Here is a 22,256-nt window from a genome sequence, read left to right as displayed (position 1 = left end):
TCTCCATATTTATGTTCATGGCGGCTACTGCATTGGTTTTAATCGCCAAATCTCTTCGCTGTATTGAGAAATAGTACGGTCGCTAGAGAATGTCCCACTAGCTGCTGTATTTAGAATACTCATACGATTCCACAGTGTTTTATTTGTATAACTTTGCGCTGCTCGCTGCTGTGCTTCGAAATAGCTTTCAAAGTCTTGAGCGACCAACCAAGGATCATTTGGACAGGTAATTGAAGCGATAATATCGTTGAAAATATTAGGCTCAAATAAATTAAAATAGCCACTTTCAAGTAACTTCATTGTATTTTTGAGTGGTTCAAACCCATCTATAATAGCTTTAGGGTCGTAGTGCTGCCTTACTTGGTGAGCCTGCTCAGCGGTAACACCAAACAAAAAGAAGTTATCATCGCCAACCTGTTCGCGTATCTCAATATTGGCACCATCCAAAGTCCCAATAGTTATGGCACCATTCATCATAAATTTCATGTTTCCGGTACCGCTCGCTTCTTTACCTGCTGTAGATATTTGTTGTGAAAGATCCGTCGCAGCGCAAATGGTCTCCATCGCGGTTACATTGTAATTCGGTAAAAATGCAACCCTCAGATATGGTTTGGCTGCGCTGTCTTTGTTGACAACATTTGCGACATTATTAATAAGCTTAATGACTAACTTAGCCATGTAATACCCGGGTGCAGCCTTACCACCAAACAAAACACATCTTGGCACAATGTTTTTGACGTCACCTCGACGGATTTGGTCATACAGCGCAATAACATGAAGTATGTTGAGTAGCTGGCGCTTATATTCATGAATGCGTTTGACTTGAACATCAAACAACATGCTGGTGTCAAACTCCACATCGCATCTTGCTTTGACAAGCTCAGCTAACTTGGCTTTATTGTCTTGTTTTACATTTTGCCACTGTTTATGAAATGCTGGTTTGTCATAAAAACGTCTAATTGCGCTTATACCAGAAAAATCGGCTTGCCATCCGTCACCTATTTTTTCTGAAATTAAGTTTGCAAGGTTAGGGTTGCAATGTGCCAACCAACGCCTAGGCGTCACGCCATTGGTTTTGTTGTTGAACTTTTTCGGCCACAAATTGTAAAAGGTATTGAACAAACCTGATTTCAACAGTTCAGTATGCAGTGCTGCAACGCCATTGACTGAAAAACTGCCAACAATCGCTAAATAAGCCATCCTAATTTGTGGCTCTGGCCCTTCTTCAATCAACGATAACTGTCTTTGTTTTTCAACGTCACCTGGCCACTTAAGTGCAACTTCAGCCAAGAAACGGGCATTGATTTCATAAATGATTTCCAATACCCGAGGCAATAAACGACTAAATAAAGACACCGACCACTTCTCTAGTGCCTCTGGCAATAGAGTATGATTGGTATACGCCATCGTCGTCGTTGTTATTTCCCATGCTTGATCCCACTCGAGCTCATATTCATCGAGCAGTAAACGCATCAATTCAGCTACCGCAACACTAGGGTGTGTATCATTGAGCTGAAACACATGATATTGCGCAAAATCACTAAAGTCGGTGCCGTGTTGCTCCGTCCACTGATGCAAAATATCTTGTAAACTCGCACTAGATAGAAAGTACTGCTGACGTAACCGCAATTCCTTACCATTTTCGCTGGCATCATTGGGGTAAAGCACCATGGTAATTTGCTCAGCTAAGTTTTTCTTTGCAACTGCCTCAGAATAACTGCCTGCATTGAACTCTTTTAAGTTGAACTCGTCTGTGGCCTCAGATTTCCACAACCTAAGGGTGTTAACTACGCCATTGCGATACCCAGGAATTGGTACATCAAACGGTACGGCCAATACATCTTGAGAGTTGACCCATTGATGATGAGTGCGGCCATGTTTGTCTGTATGTATTTCTACGTTGCCAAAAAACTTAACTACTTTTGCTTGCTCCGGAGCACTGAGCTCCCATGGGTGACCTTCACGTAGCCAGTTATCGGGTTGCTCTATCTGCACGCCTTGGTCAATCGACTGGTTAAACATGCCGTACTCATAGCGGATACCATATCCAACAACCGGTAGCGCTAGCGAGGCACAACTGTCTAAAAAGCATGCCGCTAAACGCCCTAGACCTCCATTACCAAGCCCCGCATCATGCTCAGCTGATTCTAACTCTTCGAGCTGCGTGCCATATTCTTGCAAAGCCGATTGCACCTGTTCTTCTAGGTCTAAATTTAAAATTGCGTTGCCCAACGCCCGTCCCATCAAAAACTCTAGCGACAGATAGGCTGCTTTTTTAGTTTTTTGTTGTGATAAATGCTGATTTGTAGCTCTGCAACGAGCAACCAGCCTGTCTCTAATCGTCAACGCCAGCGCTTGAAACAGATAATGCTTTGATTTCCCGACTCGATCTCGACCGAGGGTATAGTAGAAGTGTCGATTTAAATCATCCGCCAATGCACTCTCATTGAGTTTTGGCGCATCCTGCCAGTGTTTAACAATACACACATTAGACTTTTTATCAGTCATTCGTGTTTTCCTCTAAGTTTGACACAAGTACCCAAGCACTTTGTCCTGTGAGACAAATGGAGATAGGAAGCACATTTCGCTCTGACTGCGACTCTGACGAAAAAACACATTCCCAGCAATTAGAAAAAGGTGGAGGTGGAAGCGTAATGGTGAATTGCTCAGTATCTGCATTTAAAATCACCATCACTGCATTTGACTTGAGCTTGTCGGCAAGCACATACATCAGCGTTTTGTTGTCTTCATCATGCCAGTCACTTTCACTCATATCTTGCGATTCTTTATTGAGCCATTGGACTGAAAAACGTTCATCTTCCGCATGCACAAAAAAAGGGTGCTCAAAAACGCTCAGATTATTTCTTAGCCTGATCAATTGAGCTATTGGTTCTATTAGTGTCTGCTGGCTACCTGTATTAGACCAGTTCAACCAACTCACCTCATTATCTTGGCAATAGGCGTTATTGTTTCCCTGCTGACTATGATTCAACTCGGTCCCCGCCGCAATCATTGGAACCCCTTTTGACATAACTAAGGTGACAAGCGCATTAACTTGCATCTTATAACGTGAAGCTAATATTTCAGGGTCGACAGTCTTGCCCTCCTGTCCACAGTTAAACGAGTAATTTTCACTGTGGCCGTCGCGATTACCCTCACCATTAGCTTCATTATGTTTGTGCTCATAACTTACCCAATCAGCTAGACTGTATCCATCATGGCTAGTCAGGAAATTAATCGAATTGAGCGGCCCACGTTGATTGTGCTCAAATAAATCATTGGAGCCATGTATCCGTTTTGCGAGCTCAGGGAGTGTTCCACTATCTCCACGCCAGAAGCGCCTAACAACATCTCTGTATTTATCATTCCATTCACGCCAAGGGGCGGGAAATGCACCTAGTTGATACCCTCCTGGGCCAACATCCCACGGCTCTGCTATTAGCTTCACTGTAGAGAGAACTGGATCTTGGTGAATTGCTTGAAAAAACGAGTGGCGACTTGAAAAACCATCCGCAGTGCGTCCAAGTATCGTTGCCAAATCAAATCTAAACCCATCTACCCCCATAACTTCAACCCAATACCTCAGGCTATCCATTACGAGCTTTAAGGTGATTGGATCATCAATATTAACGGTATTCCCACACCCAGTATCATTAATATAAACAGATTCTGGCGAGCTTAAAGTTCGATAGTAACCATTATTATGAAGCCCTTTAAAAGAAAGCATCGGACCGTCTACTCCACCCTCTGCTGTGTGGTTATATACTACGTCAATGATCACCTCTATATTGTTGTCATGGAATTGTTGAACCATATCTCTAAATTCGGTAACACTGCCATCTACGCAATACGCTTTGTGAGGAACAAAAAAGCTTAGCGTATTATAGCCCCAATAATTTTGAAGCCCTTTAGTTGTTAGGAACTGTTCACTGACAAAAGCATGGACGGGCAACAGTTCAATGGCGGTAACACCTAAATGCTTTAAATGTTGTAAAAACTGAGGCTCAACTAACGCGGCAAATTTACCTTTTTTGGTGTTATCCATTGTAGGGTGAAGTTGTGTCGTGCCTTTGACATGACACTCGTAAATAAACGAATTTTGCCAAGGTGTATTCGGTTTTTTGCCACCGAATGGAGTTGTTTTAACCACCTTGCTCTTAGGCATATCAATGGCATTGTCTAAGGTATTGAACTCACCTACCGGGAGGTGGCAATAATGGCGTTCACTCCATGTAAAATCGCCACTAAAGTCTTTCGCATATGGATCAAGCAAAAGCTTATTTATGTTGAAAAAAAGACCAGACGACAAATCATACTCTCCGTCAGTCCTGTACCCATATAGAGCACCTTCAACCAAAAACTCAACAAATATGCTCCACACACCACCCTCGTGGCTATACATTTCGACACGATGCTGCTCACATCGACCCGCGTCATCAAACAAACACAACAATACACATCGTGCATATGGTGCATACACAGCAAAGTTAACACCGGTGTCGCTCACAGTGCTGCCCAATGGCAGCACTGAGCCTTTTTGAAAACTTAACATACTTATGCCGAAATATATTTCAAATACACGGTGCTCAGAGGTGGCACTGTGATTTCGATACTATGATCTAGGCCGTGACTAGTAATCTCTTTACTTTGCACCAGCTGCTGTTTATGGGCAACGACCTTCACACCACTTCCATAAAATTGCTCATCATCTGAGTTAAAGATAACTTGATAAGCACCGCCTTTTGGTACACCTAAGCGGAAATGGTGGAACACTTGTGGCGTAAAATGACATACAACTACAACAAGCTCTGAATGTTGTTTACCGTATCTTACAAAGCTCAATATGGATTGCTCATTGTTATCACAGTCTATCCATCTAAAACCAGCAGGAGAACCGTCAACCTCATAAAGCGCAGGAGTAGAGTGATAGACCTGATTCAACGATTTGACTGAGTCAAAAATTCCTTTGTGTGCTTCGCTTTGCAAGAGCGACCAATCTAGCTGTCGATTATGATCCCACTCATCTCTTGGCGCTAACTCACTCCCCATAAAGAGTAGTTTTTTACCAGGGTGTGCAAACATAAAACCATAATATGCGCGAAGGTTTGCAAATTGCTGCCAATCATCGCCAGGCATTTTACTCAATAGAGACCCTTTTCCGTGCACAACTTCGTCATGGCTCAATGGCAATATATAATTCTCAGAAAATGCATAAGCCATTGAGAAAGTCATTTCATGATGATGAAATTTTCTATGAATTGGATCACGTTGCATATAACCTAAGCTGTCATTCATCCAGCCCATGTTCCATTTATAGCCAAATCCAAGTCCGCCATTTTCTACGCTTTGGGTAACACCCGGCCAGGCAGTTGACTCTTCTGCGACCATCATGGCGTGTGCATTATTTTTATAACAGCTTGCGTTACTCTGCTGTAAACAGTCTATCGCCCCTAAGTTCTCTCGACCACCATATTGATTTGCGATCCACTCACCATCATTACGTGAATAATCCAAATACAACATGGACGCAACAGCATCAACTCTCAACCCATCTAACTGAAACTCGGAAATCCAATAATTAGCGTTTGAAAGCAAATAGCTTTTAACTTCTGGCCTATCGTAATTGAATACACACGTATTCCAGTCTGGGTGAAACCCTTGACGTTTATCAGCATGCTCATATAGATGCGTTCCATCAAAGCGGTTGAGCCCGTGAGGATCTGTTGGAAAATGGCCGGGCACCCAGTCCAACAATAAACCAATCTCCAAGCGTCTACAGGTTTCGCTGAAATGCAAAAAGTCAGCCACTGAGCCAAAGCGACTAGAAGGAGCAAAAAGGCCTACTGGCTGGTAACCCCAAGAGCCATCAAAAGGAAACTCACTAATGGGCATAAGCTGAATATGTGAGAAGCCTAACTTTTTGACGTAGGGCACTAAATCATCCGCAAGTTCTCGGTAAGTTAAATAACGCCCCCCCTGCTCATCCCGCCTTTTCCACGACCCCAAATGTACTTCATATATTGAAATCGCCGCCTCGACGTGATTGCGCAACATCCGTGCAGTCGATTCATTACTCTCTATTGGATTCGTACGATAATTACTTTGCAAAATGCTGGCAGTTCCAGGTGCCTGCTGCATTTTCTTGGCATAAGGGTCAGACTTTTCTAACATTTCTCCATTTACAGTCGTGATGGCAAATTTATAGCACGTATCAGGTGATAGCCCTGGAACAAATAAATCCCAAACTCCACTTGCAGGATGAAACCTCATAAAATGCTGGCTTGGCTGCCAATAGTTAAACTCTCCAATAACGGAGACACTTTTCGCATTTGGTGCCCAAACACTAAATTGAACACCTTGCACACCTTCATGATTAATAAACCTCGCCCCAAAATGCTCGTAGCCATGCTCCAATGTACCTTCATTAAACAAGTACATCGCTTGTTCATCTAATGCGCTGGAAAATCGATACACGTCGTCAAAGTAAAACTCTGTATTTTCAAAAGTGACTTTTAATCTGTAACTTTTAACATCTAGCTCAGCATCAAGCTGGAGCGTAAATAGGTCGCTCCCCGAGTAACGCTCCATTTCCTTTGCGGTATTTTTAAAAATAACAGCGACAAAAAGGGCGCTAGGAATATAAACGCGTAACACCGTATAGCGCTTTGGTCCAAATTTAACTGAATGCGGACCTAAAAAGCTGAAAGGATCTGAAAACGACCCCACAGACAAAGCCGCCACCTGTTCGGTATAGTCTTCGATGTTCTCTACATTCTTATTCACGGTGTTCATGATTGCTTCCTGATAGCATTAAGTTGCTGAATAAAGTTTTGATTAAAAGTGAAAAGTTCAGACAACTCATGATTTAGTTTACGGCGCCAGTTGGGGTACTCTTTATGTGTGCCCGGAATGTTTACTGGAAATTCTTGTAGGTCCAAATCATCCAATTGTATTGCCAATAACCGACTTCCGCTCTTGGCAAGTATAAACATAACGGCTTGATAGACGTCTTGGCTTGGAGAGTTAAGGTCAATATTCGAAACCTGATGTTGGGACACCCAATTGATCAGGCGCTCTTTTTCGGTATCTCTAGCGCTCTTTGACTGCTCATATTGAGGTGTATCAATGAGCTTGTAACTCAGTTTGATATCCAAGTCTTTTCCATTCCACCAGCCATGAAACGGCGGGACATCATGATTGGCAACCATAATTAGCGCATTCTTTCTCAGCTGCTCACTGGGCTTAAAATCACCGTTGTCTGTTTTTTCAAAATAGAAAAGTGTATTGCCAAATATTGCCGAGTCTTCTAACGCACGCGTCACTTCTGGAGGCACAACCCCTAGATCTTCACCAATCACTATGGCGCTATGCAAATGTGATTCAATTTTTAGCACTGCCAATAAATATTCAAATGGATAATAAACATAGCAACCTAAATCCTGTTCATCTTTGGTGAAGCACCACCAGAGACGCCTTAGGGACATCACGTGATCGATACGCAACGCTCCGACCTGACTCAAATTTGATTTCACCAATGATCTGAAATATCTAAATTGATCTTGTTTCACCTTAACAGGGTTAAGCGCTGGCATACCCCAATTTTGCCCTTGCTCCGCCCAGGGATCTGGCGGCGCGCCAATATTGGCATTCTGACTAAAGCTTGACTGGTAGCTGTTGTATTCAAGTCCGCTTTCAGTGCACCCCACAGCTAAGTCATTCACTAAACCTATTTCCATACCTTTAGCAATACACAGCGCTTGACAGCTCGCTATTTGTTCGAACGCCAGCCACTGTAAAAACCAATCAAACTGGCTGAGTATAATCTCGCCAAGAGCCGCTTTTTTGTCGTCGATAAAGTCTTGCAAGAGGGATTCTTGATAAGGTTTTTGCCGCCAACATTCATATAGATGCCTGAACAGTTTATATTTCACATGCGACGTTTTTGTGTAATCTATAAAAGTTTCTGACATCGATATTTCTGACTGTACATCAGCTATCAACGCAAATCGTTGCACACAATCGCTTCCAACCCATTGCTCAATATCATCAAGCGCAATATACAAAGGATTGATTAAACAGCGGTGTGAAGGGCTGTAAGGACTCGCTTCCTCAGGATGCTCGGCAAAAAGCAAATGCAAAGGGTTTAACAGCACAAAATCACCACCCTGTTGCGCAAATAATTCAATTAAGTGCTTTAAATCGGTAAAGTCACCTACCCCATAATTGCGATCACTCTTGAGTGTATAGAGTTGCAGTGAGATACCCAGTGGTTTTTTGTCAGTATTATCATCATAGGGGTTAAAGCATCTTTTCGGTACCGACCACAACTCTGAAGACACCTGTCCAAACGCGCCCTCTAAGCTGAAGTTAAAATAGCCTATAGGCATAGCGCCAAGGTCTATTTCTATCGCTATATACCGATTATTGTCATGAACGTAATCACCGACTTCCGGGTACTCATTAAGTCGTACAGTTGTATCAATACCTATTTCAGGAATTTTGATACTCATTCCTGTGTATTTATGTGACTCATGAACTTTGATCACAAACTTTCCGTGTTCGCTATTGCCTAACGTCACCTCTTCAACGACTCTAGTCCATGGCGCAATATCCAATTCAAAGTTGATTTGTTCGACCTCGTGAAGATTTTGCGGGTCGACGCCGCAGCACTCTATGGCCGTTTGTCTTGTTACTTCATCAAAAACTACGTAAGAACCATCGTATTTAACGAAATCAAAACCAACTCCATGGAGGTAATATAACTGTTGTAAGCCCGTCATTGACATCTATGCCAATTTTTGTGTGTCAACGATGCTGTTTTCACTGCCAAAACCGTTGGCAGCATATCCATCAGCACAGTTATCGTTGTCCCATAAATTTCCGTCTATCAAATATCTGAAGTGATATTTTCGATCAGTTGGTAGTCTGTGTTTGAGTTTAAAGCGCTTCTCTTTCTTATTGAACCTCATACTAATAGGTTGCCAATCGTTAAATTCGGCAACTAGTTCAACTTTTTTCGCTTCAGGGTGAGAGAATTCAAATGTGATTTCGGCTTCGTTTTTCGTTTTGAAAAAACGTTTTGTTAACATTTTTGGCTCCAAAAACCTAACTTGGTTGGTGTTCCTTGCCACAAAACTATGTCGTATAATATATCGCTACACGTACACATTTTGTGAGAATAGTTTAGTACATAAAATAATCTTGTACGCCTCACAACAGTGCAATACAGCAAACTTTTGCACCAGAAAAATACATTTTTGGACAGAAGGCCCGTTTCTTTTTATTGCCCAATAGGACTGAGCAAATATTAGGCCAATGACTTAAAAAAGTAGATAAGAATCATTATCGTGTAAAGTGAAATATATTGATAATTGATCTTACTCAGTGAAAGTTAACTTATTGTCCCTAAATTAAATTGAAATAATTTTGATAATTGCACTTGTAAACAAAAGTGTGTAAAAGGTTGTCATCCCTGGCGTCAATTTGATGTATACTACAGGGACATGAAGGATCCGTTTTTCGGTTAATTGTGGATTGTCTAAGTCATGCAGAATGTATTTAAAAATTTAGCTTATGCAGTAGTGGGTTTTGTAGTAATGGGAATTGCTGCAAATCTGACTTTTGCTAAACACGTCCTGAATGCACAATCTGGATTGTTATCCCTACAAACGCAAATCACTGACGCCAATAAAATTGAAGCAACCGCGCCTTGGTATCAATTTATCTACTACGACCAAGAGTTTGTTAATTTAGAAAGCCAGACATTCGTTGTTATCGCAAAACAAAAGGCCGATTACACAATAGTACCCAGCTCTCGCATCTTTAAATTGGTGTGGTCCTCGCCGACTTTACTAATGATTCTAGTACTTGCCATTTTGTTGGTCATTGCCCAAGCAAAAGGCAACCGCAGAGAAAAAGTACAACATGAAGCGCTCAAAGCAATCAATAATGATCTAAATGCATTATTGAAAGGTTTGGATATTAAGCATAAAGAACTCCATTCTGGTGGACCTGTTGCACAAATTTGCTATGCTGTTCAATCGCTCAGTGACAACCTCCAGCGAATTAAAATCCAATCTGACAGTCACGTTTACCAAGATAAATTGACAAAGCTCATAGATAGACATGCCTATATTGAACATATCAGTGAACAACTAACTATTGCTGACCAAAATAAATCTAAATGCGGCTTGTTATTTATCGATTTAGATGGCTTTAAACAAGTCAACGACTCTTTTGGACACAGCTTCGGTGATGAAATATTAATTCAAGTTTCGGGGCGTTTAGAACAAGTTGTCAGACAGTTTAAGCTCAATGATGCGCACCCTGTCCATGGACTCGACCAGAATTTATCTCGATTAGGCGGTGACGAGTTTTCCATTTTTATCCCGAATTTAAGAGACACCAGCTTTTGTACCGAAGTTGCTCAGATGATACTGAGTGAGGTTGAGCGCGATTTTGTGCTTGGTAACAAGCTTGTCAAAATTAGTGCAAGTATCGGTATCGCAGTGTTCCCTGATAGTGCTTCAACACCGAACGCACTTTTGCAAATGTCTGATGTCGCTATGTATCGTGCAAAAACAGATGGCCGCGGTATTTTCCGAGTATACTCCCCTGAAATGGGCAATAAGATCAGGCGCTATCACTACCTGCTAGAAGAGTTGAGACTTGCTATAGCCTCTCAAAATTTTCAATTGTCTTTTCAACCAATTGTGCACGTTGAAGATTGTTCAATAGACTATTTTGAAGCGTTAACAAGGTGGCACCATCCGATTGAGGGGGTTATTCCACCATCCGAGTTTATCCCTATCGCTGAAGAGTCTAATTTAATCTTAGAGCTTGGTGACTGGATCCTTTTAGAGTCCTGTCGACAAATGTCTGCGTGGCACAACGCCGGTATGAAAAAGGTCAAAATATCCGTCAACGTGTCGGGGATCCAACTCAAGCATCGACCAGTTTACGATTGGATACTAGAAGCGTTAGAAAAGTCTGGACTGCCAGCTACTTCGCTCATGATTGAAATCACAGAGTCGACGCTTATCACTGCCAGTGATGAGATCATTGCACAATTGGAGCGCTGTAGAAGCGCAGGAATTACGATTGCGATTGACGACTTTGGCACCGGCTTTAGCTCCTTAAGTACTCTGGCTGATTTACCGATTGACGTAATTAAAATAGATAAGCTATTTATCTCACAGGCAAAAGATAACCCGAAATACTTCAAGATACTCAACTCAATCAGCGAACTCGGTGCGCAACTCGGGCTAAAAATCGTCGCAGAAGGCGTAGAACAACTCGACCAGTTTGAGCTGGTAAAGAATATGGGAATTTGCTGTGTGCAAGGTTATCTAGTTAGCCGCCCAGAAACATCACGTAATGTCGGTGATAAAGTGCTCAAAGGTAATGTCAACCACATAGCCTCTACTGGCACCAGTGTTTGGTTACCAAAAGCAAACTAGATACGGCACTATCGCTGGAACTTAGTTTCCAAAATTACAGCAGAATTGGTTCTCTCAACCCCGTCTAAATTGCCTATTTCATCGAGTAGCTGACTAAGCTGCTCTAGGCTCTGCGCCTCTACGATTGCGATCATGTCATACTCGCCACTGATTGCATATAAGGCTGCGATATTTGAAAGTTGTTTCAGTGCAATGTTAGTTTTCGCTGTCAATTTTTGTTTTACTTTAATGGAGACATGTGCAGAAACAAGGTTACCTAAATAGTCCTGCCCAAAGTCCACTTTGTAGCCTTGTATAACACCACTTTGCTCTAGCTTTTGTAGCCTTGACTGAACTGTAGTCCGTGACATGTCTAGCATTCTTGCTAGCTCAGAAATACTTGCCCGTGCATTACTGCGTAGTACAGAAATCAGTCTCTCATCTTGTTTACTTATCATTTTGTCAAAAACCCATGTCATTTTGACGAACATTTTACTCATTTTAAATAAAATTACACTGCAAATTGTCATCACATCACGCAATAATGTCAGAATAAAAATAGGCACAGTCAAATGTGCACTTGAAGTTGAAGTTATAAGAGGACGAAGTCATGCAAGTGAATCGCGAATTATTTGATGAAGTAATGGTACCTAACTACAACCCATCAGCAGTTATACCTGTTAAAGGTAAGGGTGCTCGAGTTTGGGACCAAAATGGTGATGAATACATCGACTTCGCAGGCGGTATTGCTGTAAATTGCTTGGGTCACAGTCACCCTGCACTTGTTGGTGCATTAAAAGAGCAAGGCGAAAAGATCTGGCACTTGTCAAATGTCATGACTAATGAACCGGCACTACGTTTAGCGAAAAAGCTGACTGATGCAACATTTGCTGACAAGGTTTATTTTGCAAACTCAGGCGCGGAAGCAAATGAGGCTGCTTTGAAATTAGCGCGTCGTTTTGCATTGGATAACTACAACGAAGAGAAGACACAAATCATTGCCTTCAACAAAGGCTTCCATGGTCGTACCTTCTTCACTGTGACAGTAGGCGGACAAGCAGCCTATTCTGATGGCTTCGGTCCTAAGCCGCAAGATATTACACATATTGACTACAACGACTTAGAAACTTTCGCAAAAGTTATTTCTGACAAAACCTGTGCAGTTATGATGGAGCCTTTACAAGGTGAAGGCGGGATTATTTCTCCAACTGTTGAATTTGTTCAGGGCGTAAGAGAACTGTGTGATAAGCACAATGCACTGTTGATATTTGATGAAGTTCAAACAGGTGTGGGTCGTACAGGTGATTTATACGCCTACCAAGGTTTAAATGTAACACCTGATATCCTGACAACCGCAAAAGCGCTCGGTGGCGGCTTCCCTATCGGTGCTATGATCACGACAACAGAAATTGCCAAACATCTGAAAATTGGTACTCACGGCTCTACATACGGCGGTAACCCGTTGGCATGTGCTGTTGCAGAAGCAGCTTTTGACACAGTAAATACTCCTGAAGTATTGAACGGCGTTAAAGAAAAAGAGCAAATGTTCCGCGACGGATTGAATGCTATCAACGAAAAATACAATGTATTCAGTGAAGTTCGCGGTAAAGGCTTATTGCTAGGCGGCGTGTTAAAAGGTGATTACGAAGGCAAAGCACGCGACTTTTTAGTGGCAAGTGCGAAGCACGGTCTTATGACACTTGTTGCTGGTACAAACGTGGTGAGATTTACACCTTCACTAGTGATCACTGAAGAAGAAATCAAAGCGGGACTAGCACGCTTTGAACTTGCTGTGGCAGACGTGGTAAACGCTTAACCGTTTGGGCGACACGTCGCCCTCGAAGATATTTTTATGCAAGTACTTAGACCGATCAGCAGCAATGACTTTGCTGCTTTAAAAACCATCGCAGTGGAATCTGGGCACGGGTTTACCTCGTTGCCCGTTGATGACGAGCTATTAGCGAGTAAAATCCAGCGCTCTCAAGAAAGCTTCGATAAAACATTGAGTGCACCATCTGATGAGGGTTACCTTTTTGTTCTTGAAGACCTTGAAACAGGTGAAATAAGTGGTACTACGGCGATTGAAGCTGCTGTAGGAATGCAAGTACCTTTGTACCATTACCACCAAGGTAAAACAGTCCACCATTCAAGTACTCTGAAGGTATACAATACCGTTGATATTTTATCAATGTGCAATGACTATACTGGTAGTTCAGAGATATGCACCCTATTTTTGCGGGAGCAATTCAGAAGAGGACTCGCCGGCCGTTTCTTGTCTCGGATCCGCTTTTTATTTATGGCAGAGCATACTGAACGATTCAGCGATCGCATCATTGCTGAAATGCGTGGTGTGAGTGATGAACATGGTCACAGCCCTTTCTGGCAGTGGCTGCAAGAACACTTTTTCAGTATTGAATTTCCACAAGCTGACCACTTAGTCGGCCTAGGAGACAAAGTGTTCATTTCAGAGTTAATGCCTAAATACCCGATTTACGCTAATCTGCTCAGTCCCGAAGCGCAAGCTGTTATTGGCCATGTACACGAAAAAACCAAACCCGCGCTACGCTTACTTGAAAAAGAAGGCTTTGAACACAGAGGCTATGTTGACTTATTCGATGCAGGCCCCACTGTAGAAGCGCGACTGGAAAATATTCGTACAGTGCGTGAAACCCAAAATGGCACTTTGATTATATCAGAGCAAGTTACTGAGGGAGAAAGCACTTGGGCACTGTCAAACGGACGCTTAGAAGCATTTAGAGCCACTTTTACTACATCAGTAGTATGGAATGAACAATCAAAAACATTCACTGTTGACCCAAAAACTGCACAAGCACTGCAGTTAAAAGAGGGTGATAAAGTCAGTGGGTTTGTTTTATAACAATTAATTACGTCGTGCTTTGTCGTAACATTAACACGCGGCCAAGCCGCTATATTAAGGAATTGCCATTATGCACAACAATGTAGATAGCTTATTCGAACAATTATGGAGCAACTATTTAGAAGTGACTCCATCAGCTGTAAAAGTACACGAGCTATTGGGTTCAACGCAGCAAGATGATGTCATCAATGATCATATCGCGCTACGTACATTCAATCATGAAAAAATTGGTCTCGAAAAACTAGCTGCGCATTTTAAAGCAGTTGGGTATAAAGAGTGTGGTGAATACCACTTCGAAGCGAAAAAACTATACGCAAAGCACTATGAGCACAGCGATCCAAGTAAGCCGAAGGTATTTATCTCTGAGCTATTACTTGAAAAGTGTTCTGAGGAATTACAAGCAATCGTTGCAAAAATGATTGATGGAATCGATGAAAGTGCAGTTACTGCTGAAAACTTCTTATATTCTGGTACACATTGGCAAGTAAGCCATGAAACATACAAGAAGCTACTTGAAGAAAGCGAATATGCCGCATGGATGTCTGCTTGGGGCTATCGCGCAAACCACTTTACAGTGAGCATCAATTACCTTGCTAACTTTGAAACGATTGAAGCAGTAAATCAAGCGCTGAAAGATGCTGGTTTCCCACTTAACACTTCAGGCGGAGAAGTAAAAGGTTCTCCAGAAGTATTGTTGGAGCAATCTTCTACACTGGCAGATCACCACCCAGTTGAGTTTTCTGACGGCAAGTTTGAAATTCCTAGCTGTTTCTATGAATTCGCGCTTCGTTACAACAAGCCGGATGGTGAGTTGTATACAGGATTCGTCGCTGCTTCAGCAGATAAAATCTTCGAAAGTACTAACGCAAGATAATCCTATTTGCGTTGATACTAAAAGAAGTAAAACTAACTTAAACACCCAAAGCAGCTCTTCGCTGCTTTTTTCTTGCTCAAAGTATAGAATGAAGATAAATTGAACATCAAAGTCCAAACAAAATTTGAAGAATAAACAGGCATCAGTTACGCCTACAAGGAGTGAGGTAAACGTGTACACAATTATCCCCCCACCCCCTTCACTGGCCCCCTACGTTCTTAATTTTTGGCATTCCTATTCACAAAATTTGGGCACTCAAACGCTTCATAGTGACGGGTGTATCTCTATTTTGTTTGTCATCATTGGTAACTCCGCCATTGATAATACGACGCTGAGCAACTCTGGCTACCTAGTTGGGCCACACACAAAATCTTTAAGGTGGTATTTTTCATCACAATGCCAGTACCTTCTCGGTGTGAGGTTAACCCCTTTGGGCGCAAGAAACTTCACGAAAATCCCCCTAAATGAGCTAAAGAATCAATGCATTGAGCTCCAAGACGCAGTTCCAGCATGTAAACATGTGATCCACGATTTAATAGGCCAAAGCAGTCCTATCAATGACAAAATTAGGGTCTTATTACAATGGCTAGAGACACAATTACAATCTGGTACGCATTACCTTCCCGATGCGTTTTTAAAAGTGAACAAACACATCAATTTGTCACCAAGATCAATAAAACTCTCTGAGCTTTATGACACTCTAAACATAAACAGTCGACGTGTTGAGAGAGCTTTTAGCCAAACAATGGGGATCAGCGCTAAAGAATTTGCAACGCTGATAGAGGTATCACGGGCAAGAGATCTGATAAAGGCAAATCCATCGACCCCTCTCACCGAGATTGCACATCAACTTGAGTATGCCGACCAGTCACATTTCATTCGGCAATTTAAAAAAGTTATGAATATAACACCTAAACAGTACAGAAAGAGGACCTGAATTTGAAACCAAATTCCATCAACAATCTGCAAATCAGCCCGCCTCCTTCTTTGCAAGGCATCCATGAATACCCCGCCATTGACGATAAAAAAGTTTATAAACAAGCATTAAAATACTGGCAGACGCAGCTCCTCCACGCTCAACAAGCATACTATCATCAGGGGCATAGAGCCGTTATTGTATTAGAAGGTTGGGATGCAGCAGGAAAAGGGGGCGCAATCCGCAGGGTGACTGAAAAGTTAGACCCCAGAGGCTATCAAGTTTATCCTATCGCCGCCCCTACTGAAGATGAACAAGGGAAGCATTACCTCTATCGCTTTTTCAATAAACTGCCCAGCCCCGGCACACTGACCATTTTTGATCGTTCCTATTACGGTAGAGTTTTAGTTGAGCGCATAGAGGGTTTCGCTACGACTGAACAATGGCAACGTGCATATCGTGAAATTAACGAATTTGAACAACTTTTACGCGACGATAATATTAAAGTCATAAAACTGTTTTTACATATAAGTAGTGATGAACAACTTAAAAGATTTTCTGAGCGACTCAACAATCCATACAAACAATGGAAACTGACCGAAGAAGACATCAGAAACAGACAAAAACGATGTGAGTATAAAACAGCCATTGAAGAAATGTTTAACAAAACGCATACCCAATGCGCACCATGGTCACTTGTACTTGGTGAACATAAATGGTTCGCACGGATAGAAGTGTTAAAACAAATAACTGCAGCACTCACCGCGAATGTACAGGTTGAGCCACCAGCGCTCAACCCAAAAATTGCGCAGCTTGCTGAGCAACAACTCGGAATAAAGCAACAGAGGACATAACAATGAATCGCGAAAAACAGCTCATAAACTACTTTGAGCGCCACGACGGTACTGCACCGTCCATTGACTTGAACAAACATGAAAAAATGTCCACCAGTGCTTTTCACTTTTTTCGAGGTTCAGCCCCGCTGATGTATAGCGACATTTTTGACGGAGCAATTGCTTTTCCAAAATCAGCTTACGATGTTCCCGTTACGAGTATTATGGGAGATTGCCATACGAGTAACTTTGGCTTTCTCAGCGAAGAAGGCTCCCACGGAGAGACACTCGTATTCACACCTAATGATTTTGACGATGCTTGTATCGGCCATGCTGTTTGGGATCTATTCCGTTACTTGGTGAGCCTAAACTTGGCGCAACAGGCTGGCTTTGCGACAAAGGAATTGGCTGTTTCGCTCAATGAAAAACAAAAACCGGCAGTGTCCGCACAAGAGGTGCCACAAGCCCAACTAGCCTTTTTACAACACTATGTTGCCACATGTGAAGCGTCGCTGCGAGGCGAAAACAATAGTCAAAGTGCGTTAACCGAGTTCGATAAAGACCATATCCTGCACAAACGCTGGCAAAAAGGACTGCAACGACTTGTTGGCGGTTCCGCTTTCAATGTGAAAAGCAGTTTGGCAAAAGATGTTGATTTGGCCTCAACACCTTTGCAATTTAAACCCGATCCCATGAAGTTTGAAGCGATTCACACTGATATCAAAACCAACCTGATTGCGCAGTTTAGACCCTACGTTGATGACGACATTATCGACTGTGTTGAAAGATTAGATGCGGGTACAGGTAGCAACCATTTAAAACGTTACTATTTACTGGTAGGGCCAAGTACCCAGCAAGCCCCCGAGCTTTATCAACCCGAGCTTTATCATATTGTCGAAGTCAAACAACAAGCCTTAGCTGCGCCTTTACACTACTTCAAAGATTTAAGCCCCGTGAATCGCCTGAATCACGCCCATTTGACGGTCAATTGCCAAAGAAAAATGCAGCGTCGACCAGACTTAATTATCGATGATGCGCTTTGGCAGGGTCTGCATTGGCTAGTCAGATCTCGTCATCACGCTCGCGTTGGCATTGACCCTGAGCATATTACTATAGGAAAGCGCGCTGCCCACAAAGGCGGCTTTGCGCAATATGCACAAAGCTGCGCACAAGTGCTGGCTTATGCACATATGAGAGGCGATAGACGCTCAACCAGCTTTCAACAGAGTTGCGTAGAAGTACTCCCTGATCTACTTGAGGCGCTAATAGAACAAGCAAACCTGTATGCCGACCAAGTTAACCAAGACTGGGATTTATTCAAATCACTCAGACAGTAACTGTTTGGGGATATCTAATATCAGCCCATCATTCGCAAGGACCAACGAGCCTTTGTAATAGGAGTGCGCTTCATTTTCTAGGTTTTCAAGTAAACCAGGACCATGGTAGCGCACACTAAAATGAGTCAAAACAAGTAATGGGATTTGTACGTGCTCTGCAAATTCAGCTATCCGTTTCGCATCGCTATGGCCGGTATGATGGCCCACTTTTTTTAAGTCTTTGTGCGTGAACGTTGCTTCATGGACAATCGCATCAACTCCCTCAACATAAGGTTTCAACAAGCTTGGTTTTTCGTTATCTCCACATACAATTATTTTCCGAGGCTGCCAACTTGGAAATGCATAGCGCTGCGACTGTAACACCCTCCCCTGATATTCAACATCTAGCCCTTTTTGCAATTGATTGAAGTGCTTGCCAGTGGCGATCCCGTGCTGTTGCAGCAACTTGATTCTTAGCTTATTGGGGATCTGTGTTTCCGTCACTTTAAACCCATAACTCGGCACTCGATGCTTCAATTCCATCACCTCAATTTCGCAATAGCTGAATTTTAGCACCGAGCAAGCTTCTTCTATCGCAATGGTTTTAAAGTCAAACGGTAAGGTCAAATCGGTTAAGGAAAATGTTGCATGCAAAAATTCAATGACTTTCTTGGGTGCGACCAAATACACAGCGTCACTCCTGCCTGACATTGCCATAGACGCGAGTAAACCAGGTAACCCATAGCAGTGATCGCCGTGCACATGACTAATACAAATGACACCGAGTTGATAAAGAGTAAGCTTTGATCTCAAGATTTGATGCTGCGTGCCCTCTCCACAATCAACGAGCAGCCACTGTTTTGACTTCTCAAATTTGACGGCCGTAGCTGAAACATTGCGATACGTAGTCGGACTGCCTGAAGACGTCCCCAAAAACTCCAATTGCATAACAAGCTAATATCCATAATGATAAATACTACAGCAACTAGTTTAAGTGATGTTAGACAATAGCTAAAGGAATAAACCATGTCCGAACAACCCGTTTTTCAAATTCTTGTCGTTGATATACAAGAGAGTTTTCAGCCTCATATCTCGCAGTATCAACATATTGTTGATACTGCGCACAAATTACTCAGCGCTGCTGAGCTGTTGTTAATTCCAGCTGTTGTTTTTGAACAGTACCCAAAAGGACTTGGCCATACAGATAGTTCACTACTGCAATTCAATTTAGACCGATATGAAAAAACGACATTTAGTGCCGTAGGGAGTTCTTCACCTAACCCAGCCATCAATATGGACCCAAATGTGACTAAGGTTGTTATCGGACTTGAGTCACACGTTTGCGTATACCAAACAGTACGTGATTTGTTGACGCTGGCCCAACCGGTTATTGTTATCGCCGATGCAGTAGGCTCAAGAAATACACAACACAAACAGTGGGCGATTGAGCAGCTCAGATATCAAGGCGCCGTCATCATGAGTTTAGAAACCTTACTATTTGATATCATGAAAGATGCAAAACACCCGCAGTTTAAGGCAGTTTCGAAACTGATCCGTTAGTATGTTCTGCGAGTAACATTAAGCAATAGACCCAATAATTCGGTGCGATATGAAAAATGAGCTAAGTAGTAACCTTGTCCTAAAAGTATATGAGTATATCCAACAACATGGAGAAGATTATGAGCAGGGAAAACAATGTGAGGGGCTCACAGCTTTCTCAGATCCCGATGGTTATACTATTTATCTTCAAGGCAGCGGCGTACTCTTGCGCTTTGGCTTTCACAATACCTATCAGTTTGACTATGATAAAGAGTCGCAAAAAGCCGACTTTATGAAAAAGTTACATTACATCGCGGCAATGCTTAATGACTAGAACTAGAAAACGAATAAATAGCCAATCATCACAAGAGTACATGGAGCAAGTCGTCACCTCTCTGCTGCAAGACCCCGCATTACTCGAAATCGTTAAGGCCAATTGCAACTATTATCAACAGCAACAGTTTTTAAAAAAAGGGCTGAAACGTGCGATAGAGCATCTGGAGTGGGTGCTCGCTGCTGATGACGATATTACGCGTATTTGTCAGCAAATTATGGCAGATGACCATATTGGCATGAAATTTAGACAATACCCCTTACTATTCAAAGGTGTAATTCTTGCTGGCAAAAACAAATAAATCATTCGGCATCCCCATTAAGAAATGAATAGTTGGATATTTGCGCAACCAAAACCAAGTACTTACTAACTATATATACGTACATTGTCCTTCATCAGTAATACTTGTAATTTTATCTCATTTTCACCTTGAGTTAACTTTTATAAATGACCACTGAATGAAAAAGTGATATGGTATGCCGCATTTTTTGGAACCGAGAAAACTTGCTATGTCGAATGCAGTAGAGACTAAAGCGAATAAAAGCTCTCAATCGCCAGAACAACAAAGCGGCCTATTTAATCGCTTTTTGGCAACGGTTGAGTTTTTAGGGAATATGCTTCCCCACCCAATCACTCTTTTTGCCATGCTATGTATTGTAATCGTAGTATTCAGTGGTATCGCTGATTGGATGGGTTTGAGCGCAATTGACCCTCGTCCAGAGGGAGCTAAAGGGCGTGACGCTGATGGTGTCATTGAAGTCGTAAGCTTATTAAGCGCTGAAGGCTTACAAAGAATCATGACCGGCCTTGTCACTAACTTCACTGGATTCGCACCTCTTGGTACGGTACTTGTTGCCTTATTAGGTGTAAGTGTTGCCGAGCACTCGGGTATGCTTTCCGCTGCTATGCGTGGAATGGTCATGGGTGCATCAAAACGACTAGTGACATTTATGGTTGTGTTTGCAGCTATTCTGTCAAACACTGCTTCAGAGCTGGGATATGTTGTACTGATACCGCTTGCTGCAATGATCTTCCACAGCCTAGGTAGACACCCGCTAGCAGGTTTAGCAGCGGCGTTTGCAGGGGTTTCTGGCGGATACAGTGCCAACCTATTACTAGGGACAATCGACCCTCTACTTGCTGGTATCACAACACCTGCTGCGCAAATGATCGACCCCACTTACCACGTTGGCCCTGAAGCAAACTGGTATTTCATGATGATTTCTGTTTTCTTGATTGCCATTGTTGGTACTCTCGTTACAGAAAAGATTGTTGAACCTAGACTTGGTAAATACAACCCAGATGAAGCAAGTATTGACCTATCTGAGAACAACATTGAGCACTTAACTGCGCTTGAGAAAAAAGGCTTAAAATGGGCTGGTGTGTCACTGCTTGTGGTTTGCAGTATTTTAGCTTTAACCATTGTTCCTGAAGACGGTATTCTGCGTCACCCTGAGACTGGTGCTGTTGCGGGATCTCCATTCCTAAAAGGCATTGTTGTTCTAATTTTCGTTACTTTTGCTATCCCAGGTTTTGTATACGGCCGCGTTGTTGGTACGATGAAATCAGACCGCGATGTGATTGATGCCATGAGCAAAAGCATGAGCTCTATGGGTATGTATATCGTACTTGTATTTTTCGCTGCGCAATTTGTTGCCTTCTTCAAATGGACCAACCTAGGTACTATTCTGGCGATCAACGGTGCCGCTCTATTGCAAGCGCTTAATTTAACAGGACCTGAAGTTTTCATTCTGTTCATCATGATGTGTGCAATGGTTAACCTATGTCTTGGTTCTTCGTCTGCACAATGGGCTGTAACCGCACCTATATTCGTACCTATGCTTATGCTGGTTGGCTATGCACCGGAAACAATCCAAGCAGCATACCGTATTGGTGATTCAGTCACTAACCTTATCACGCCTATGATGAGTTACTTTGGCCTTATTTTGGCCGTCGCAACTAAATACAAAAAAGATATGGGTATCGGTACCTTAGTCGCAACTATGTTGCCTTACAGCATGTTCTTCTTTGTCGGTTGGGTTGCTCTGTTTTATATTTGGGTATTTGGTTTTGGTCTTCCAGTAGGGCCGAACTCTCCAATATATTACACGCCTTAAAAAAATAATTG

18 protein-coding genes are annotated in these 22,256 nt (G+C 42.5%); 11 read left to right on the top strand and 7 right to left on the bottom strand.

Annotated elements, in window-relative coordinates:
* Positions 1-24 precede the first annotated feature (24 nt).
* From J8M00_RS01840 to J8M00_RS01820, 5 genes are read right to left on the bottom strand one after another with little or no spacing between them, the layout of a single operon-like run.
* Positions 25-2,508 carry a glycogen/starch/alpha-glucan phosphorylase gene (locus J8M00_RS01840; RefSeq protein WP_211008665.1) on the bottom strand — a complete coding sequence of 828 codons (2,484 nt, stop codon included), beginning with the start codon at positions 2,506-2,508 and terminating at the stop codon, positions 25-27.
* Positions 2,501-4,552: a glycogen debranching protein GlgX gene (gene glgX / locus J8M00_RS01835; protein WP_211008664.1), complete on the bottom strand. Its 2,052-nt coding sequence runs from the start codon at positions 4,550-4,552 to the stop codon at positions 2,501-2,503. Before glgX ends, J8M00_RS01840 begins: the two co-directional genes overlap by 8 nt.
* Before the next feature lie 2 nt (positions 4,553-4,554).
* Complete coding sequence (gene glgB / locus J8M00_RS01830; RefSeq protein ID WP_211008663.1) at positions 4,555-6,792, bottom strand: 1,4-alpha-glucan branching protein GlgB; 2,238 nt, start codon at positions 6,790-6,792, stop codon at positions 4,555-4,557.
* A complete protein-coding gene (gene malQ / locus J8M00_RS01825) occupies positions 6,789-8,780 on the bottom strand; it encodes a 4-alpha-glucanotransferase (protein ID WP_211008662.1) in 1,992 nt (663 codons plus the stop codon). Before malQ ends, glgB begins: the two co-directional genes overlap by 4 nt.
* 6 nt (positions 8,781-8,786) lie before the next feature.
* Positions 8,787-9,089, bottom strand: coding sequence for an isoamylase early set domain-containing protein (locus J8M00_RS01820; protein ID WP_211008661.1), 303 nt, complete (start codon positions 9,087-9,089; stop codon positions 8,787-8,789).
* A 456-nt stretch (positions 9,090-9,545) separates the two neighbouring features.
* On the opposite strand from J8M00_RS01820, the gene J8M00_RS01815 reads away from it, so the two are divergent.
* On the top strand, positions 9,546-11,459 hold the full coding sequence (locus J8M00_RS01815) for a putative bifunctional diguanylate cyclase/phosphodiesterase (protein WP_211008660.1): 1,914 nt from the start codon (positions 9,546-9,548) through the stop codon (positions 11,457-11,459).
* 8 nt (positions 11,460-11,467) lie between these two features.
* Here the strand turns inward: J8M00_RS01815 and J8M00_RS01810 are convergent, their stop codons facing one another.
* Positions 11,468-11,896 carry an Lrp/AsnC family transcriptional regulator gene (locus J8M00_RS01810; RefSeq protein WP_211008659.1) on the bottom strand — a complete coding sequence of 143 codons (429 nt, stop codon included), beginning with the start codon at positions 11,894-11,896 and terminating at the stop codon, positions 11,468-11,470.
* Between the two features lie 152 nt (positions 11,897-12,048).
* Between J8M00_RS01810 and J8M00_RS01805 the strand changes: the two genes are divergently transcribed.
* From J8M00_RS01805 to J8M00_RS01780, 6 genes are all read left to right on the top strand, one after another.
* Positions 12,049-13,254: an aspartate aminotransferase family protein gene (locus J8M00_RS01805; protein ID WP_211008658.1), complete on the top strand. Its 1,206-nt coding sequence runs from the start codon at positions 12,049-12,051 to the stop codon at positions 13,252-13,254.
* Between the two features lie 36 nt (positions 13,255-13,290).
* The gene (gene astA, locus J8M00_RS01800; protein ID WP_211008657.1) at positions 13,291-14,316 is read left to right on the top strand and encodes an arginine N-succinyltransferase; all 1,026 of its coding nucleotides are present in this window, start codon (positions 13,291-13,293) and stop codon (positions 14,314-14,316) included.
* A 70-nt stretch (positions 14,317-14,386) separates the two neighbouring features.
* A complete protein-coding gene (locus tag J8M00_RS01795) occupies positions 14,387-15,190 on the top strand; it encodes a DUF1338 domain-containing protein (protein ID WP_211008656.1) in 804 nt (267 codons plus the stop codon).
* A 172-nt stretch (positions 15,191-15,362) separates the two neighbouring features.
* Positions 15,363-16,127, top strand: coding sequence for an AraC family transcriptional regulator (locus J8M00_RS28585; protein WP_211008655.1), 765 nt, complete (start codon positions 15,363-15,365; stop codon positions 16,125-16,127).
* Between the two features lie 2 nt (positions 16,128-16,129).
* A complete protein-coding gene (locus tag J8M00_RS01785; protein WP_247687180.1) occupies positions 16,130-16,960 on the top strand; it encodes a polyphosphate kinase 2 family protein in 831 nt (276 codons plus the stop codon).
* Between the two features lie 2 nt (positions 16,961-16,962).
* On the top strand, positions 16,963-18,276 hold the full coding sequence (locus J8M00_RS01780; protein WP_211008654.1) for a DUF2252 family protein: 1,314 nt from the start codon (positions 16,963-16,965) through the stop codon (positions 18,274-18,276).
* Here the strand turns inward: J8M00_RS01780 and J8M00_RS01775 are convergent.
* Positions 18,262-19,203 (bottom strand): ribonuclease Z, encoded by a 942-nt coding sequence (locus J8M00_RS01775; RefSeq protein ID WP_211008653.1) that lies wholly within the window; start codon positions 19,201-19,203, stop codon positions 18,262-18,264. The genes J8M00_RS01780 and J8M00_RS01775 overlap by 15 nt on opposite strands.
* A 78-nt stretch (positions 19,204-19,281) precedes the next feature.
* Between J8M00_RS01775 and J8M00_RS01770 the strand changes: the two genes are divergently transcribed.
* From J8M00_RS01770 to J8M00_RS01755, 4 genes are all read left to right on the top strand, one after another.
* Positions 19,282-19,815 (top strand): isochorismatase family protein, encoded by a 534-nt coding sequence (locus J8M00_RS01770; protein ID WP_211008652.1) that lies wholly within the window; start codon positions 19,282-19,284, stop codon positions 19,813-19,815.
* A gap of 49 nt (positions 19,816-19,864) precedes the next feature.
* Positions 19,865-20,128: a DUF3081 domain-containing protein gene (locus tag J8M00_RS01765; RefSeq protein ID WP_211008651.1), complete on the top strand. Its 264-nt coding sequence runs from the start codon at positions 19,865-19,867 to the stop codon at positions 20,126-20,128.
* The gene (locus tag J8M00_RS01760) at positions 20,121-20,429 is read left to right on the top strand and encodes a hypothetical protein (protein ID WP_211008650.1); all 309 of its coding nucleotides are present in this window, start codon (positions 20,121-20,123) and stop codon (positions 20,427-20,429) included. Before J8M00_RS01765 ends, J8M00_RS01760 begins: the two co-directional genes overlap by 8 nt.
* Positions 20,430-20,637: 208 nt before the next feature.
* Entirely contained in the window at positions 20,638-22,245 is a 1,608-nt protein-coding gene (locus J8M00_RS01755; RefSeq protein WP_023397836.1) for an AbgT family transporter, read from the top strand.
* Positions 22,246-22,256 lie beyond the last annotated feature (11 nt).

It is taken from the genome of Pseudoalteromonas luteoviolacea (assembly GCF_018100925.1).
GTDB lineage: Bacteria > Pseudomonadota > Gammaproteobacteria > Enterobacterales > Alteromonadaceae > Pseudoalteromonas > Pseudoalteromonas obscura.
The sequence above is the reverse complement of the archived record's forward strand: the minus strand, read 5'-3'. Positions and strand labels throughout refer to the sequence as shown.

Bases quoted from the DNA above. Each gene is read 5' to 3' on its own strand.
- J8M00_RS01840 (WP_211008665.1), bottom strand. From the start codon at position 2,508: ATGACTGATAAAAAGTCTAATGTGTGTATTGTTAAACACTGGCAGGAT.
- glgX (WP_211008664.1), bottom strand. From the start codon at position 4,552: ATGTTAAGTTTTCAAAAAGGCTCAGTGCTGCCATTGGGCAGCACTGTG.
- glgB (WP_211008663.1), bottom strand. From the start codon at position 6,792: ATGAACACCGTGAATAAGAATGTAGAGAACATCGAAGACTATACCGAA.
- malQ (WP_211008662.1), bottom strand. From the start codon at position 8,780: ATGACGGGCTTACAACAGTTATATTACCTCCATGGAGTTGGTTTTGAT.
- J8M00_RS01820 (WP_211008661.1), bottom strand. From the start codon at position 9,089: ATGTTAACAAAACGTTTTTTCAAAACGAAAAACGAAGCCGAAATCACA.
- J8M00_RS01815 (WP_211008660.1), top strand. From the start codon at position 9,546: ATGCAGAATGTATTTAAAAATTTAGCTTATGCAGTAGTGGGTTTTGTA.
- J8M00_RS01810 (WP_211008659.1), bottom strand. From the start codon at position 11,896: ATGATAAGTAAACAAGATGAGAGACTGATTTCTGTACTACGCAGTAAT.
- J8M00_RS01805 (WP_211008658.1), top strand. From the start codon at position 12,049: ATGCAAGTGAATCGCGAATTATTTGATGAAGTAATGGTACCTAACTAC.
- astA (WP_211008657.1), top strand. From the start codon at position 13,291: ATGCAAGTACTTAGACCGATCAGCAGCAATGACTTTGCTGCTTTAAAA.
- J8M00_RS01795 (WP_211008656.1), top strand. From the start codon at position 14,387: ATGCACAACAATGTAGATAGCTTATTCGAACAATTATGGAGCAACTAT.
- J8M00_RS01780 (WP_211008654.1), top strand. From the start codon at position 16,963: ATGAATCGCGAAAAACAGCTCATAAACTACTTTGAGCGCCACGACGGT.
- J8M00_RS01775 (WP_211008653.1), bottom strand. From the start codon at position 19,203: ATGCAATTGGAGTTTTTGGGGACGTCTTCAGGCAGTCCGACTACGTAT.
- J8M00_RS01770 (WP_211008652.1), top strand. From the start codon at position 19,282: ATGTCCGAACAACCCGTTTTTCAAATTCTTGTCGTTGATATACAAGAG.
- J8M00_RS01765 (WP_211008651.1), top strand. From the start codon at position 19,865: ATGAAAAATGAGCTAAGTAGTAACCTTGTCCTAAAAGTATATGAGTAT.
- J8M00_RS01760 (WP_211008650.1), top strand. From the start codon at position 20,121: ATGACTAGAACTAGAAAACGAATAAATAGCCAATCATCACAAGAGTAC.
- J8M00_RS01755 (WP_023397836.1), top strand. From the start codon at position 20,638: ATGTCGAATGCAGTAGAGACTAAAGCGAATAAAAGCTCTCAATCGCCA.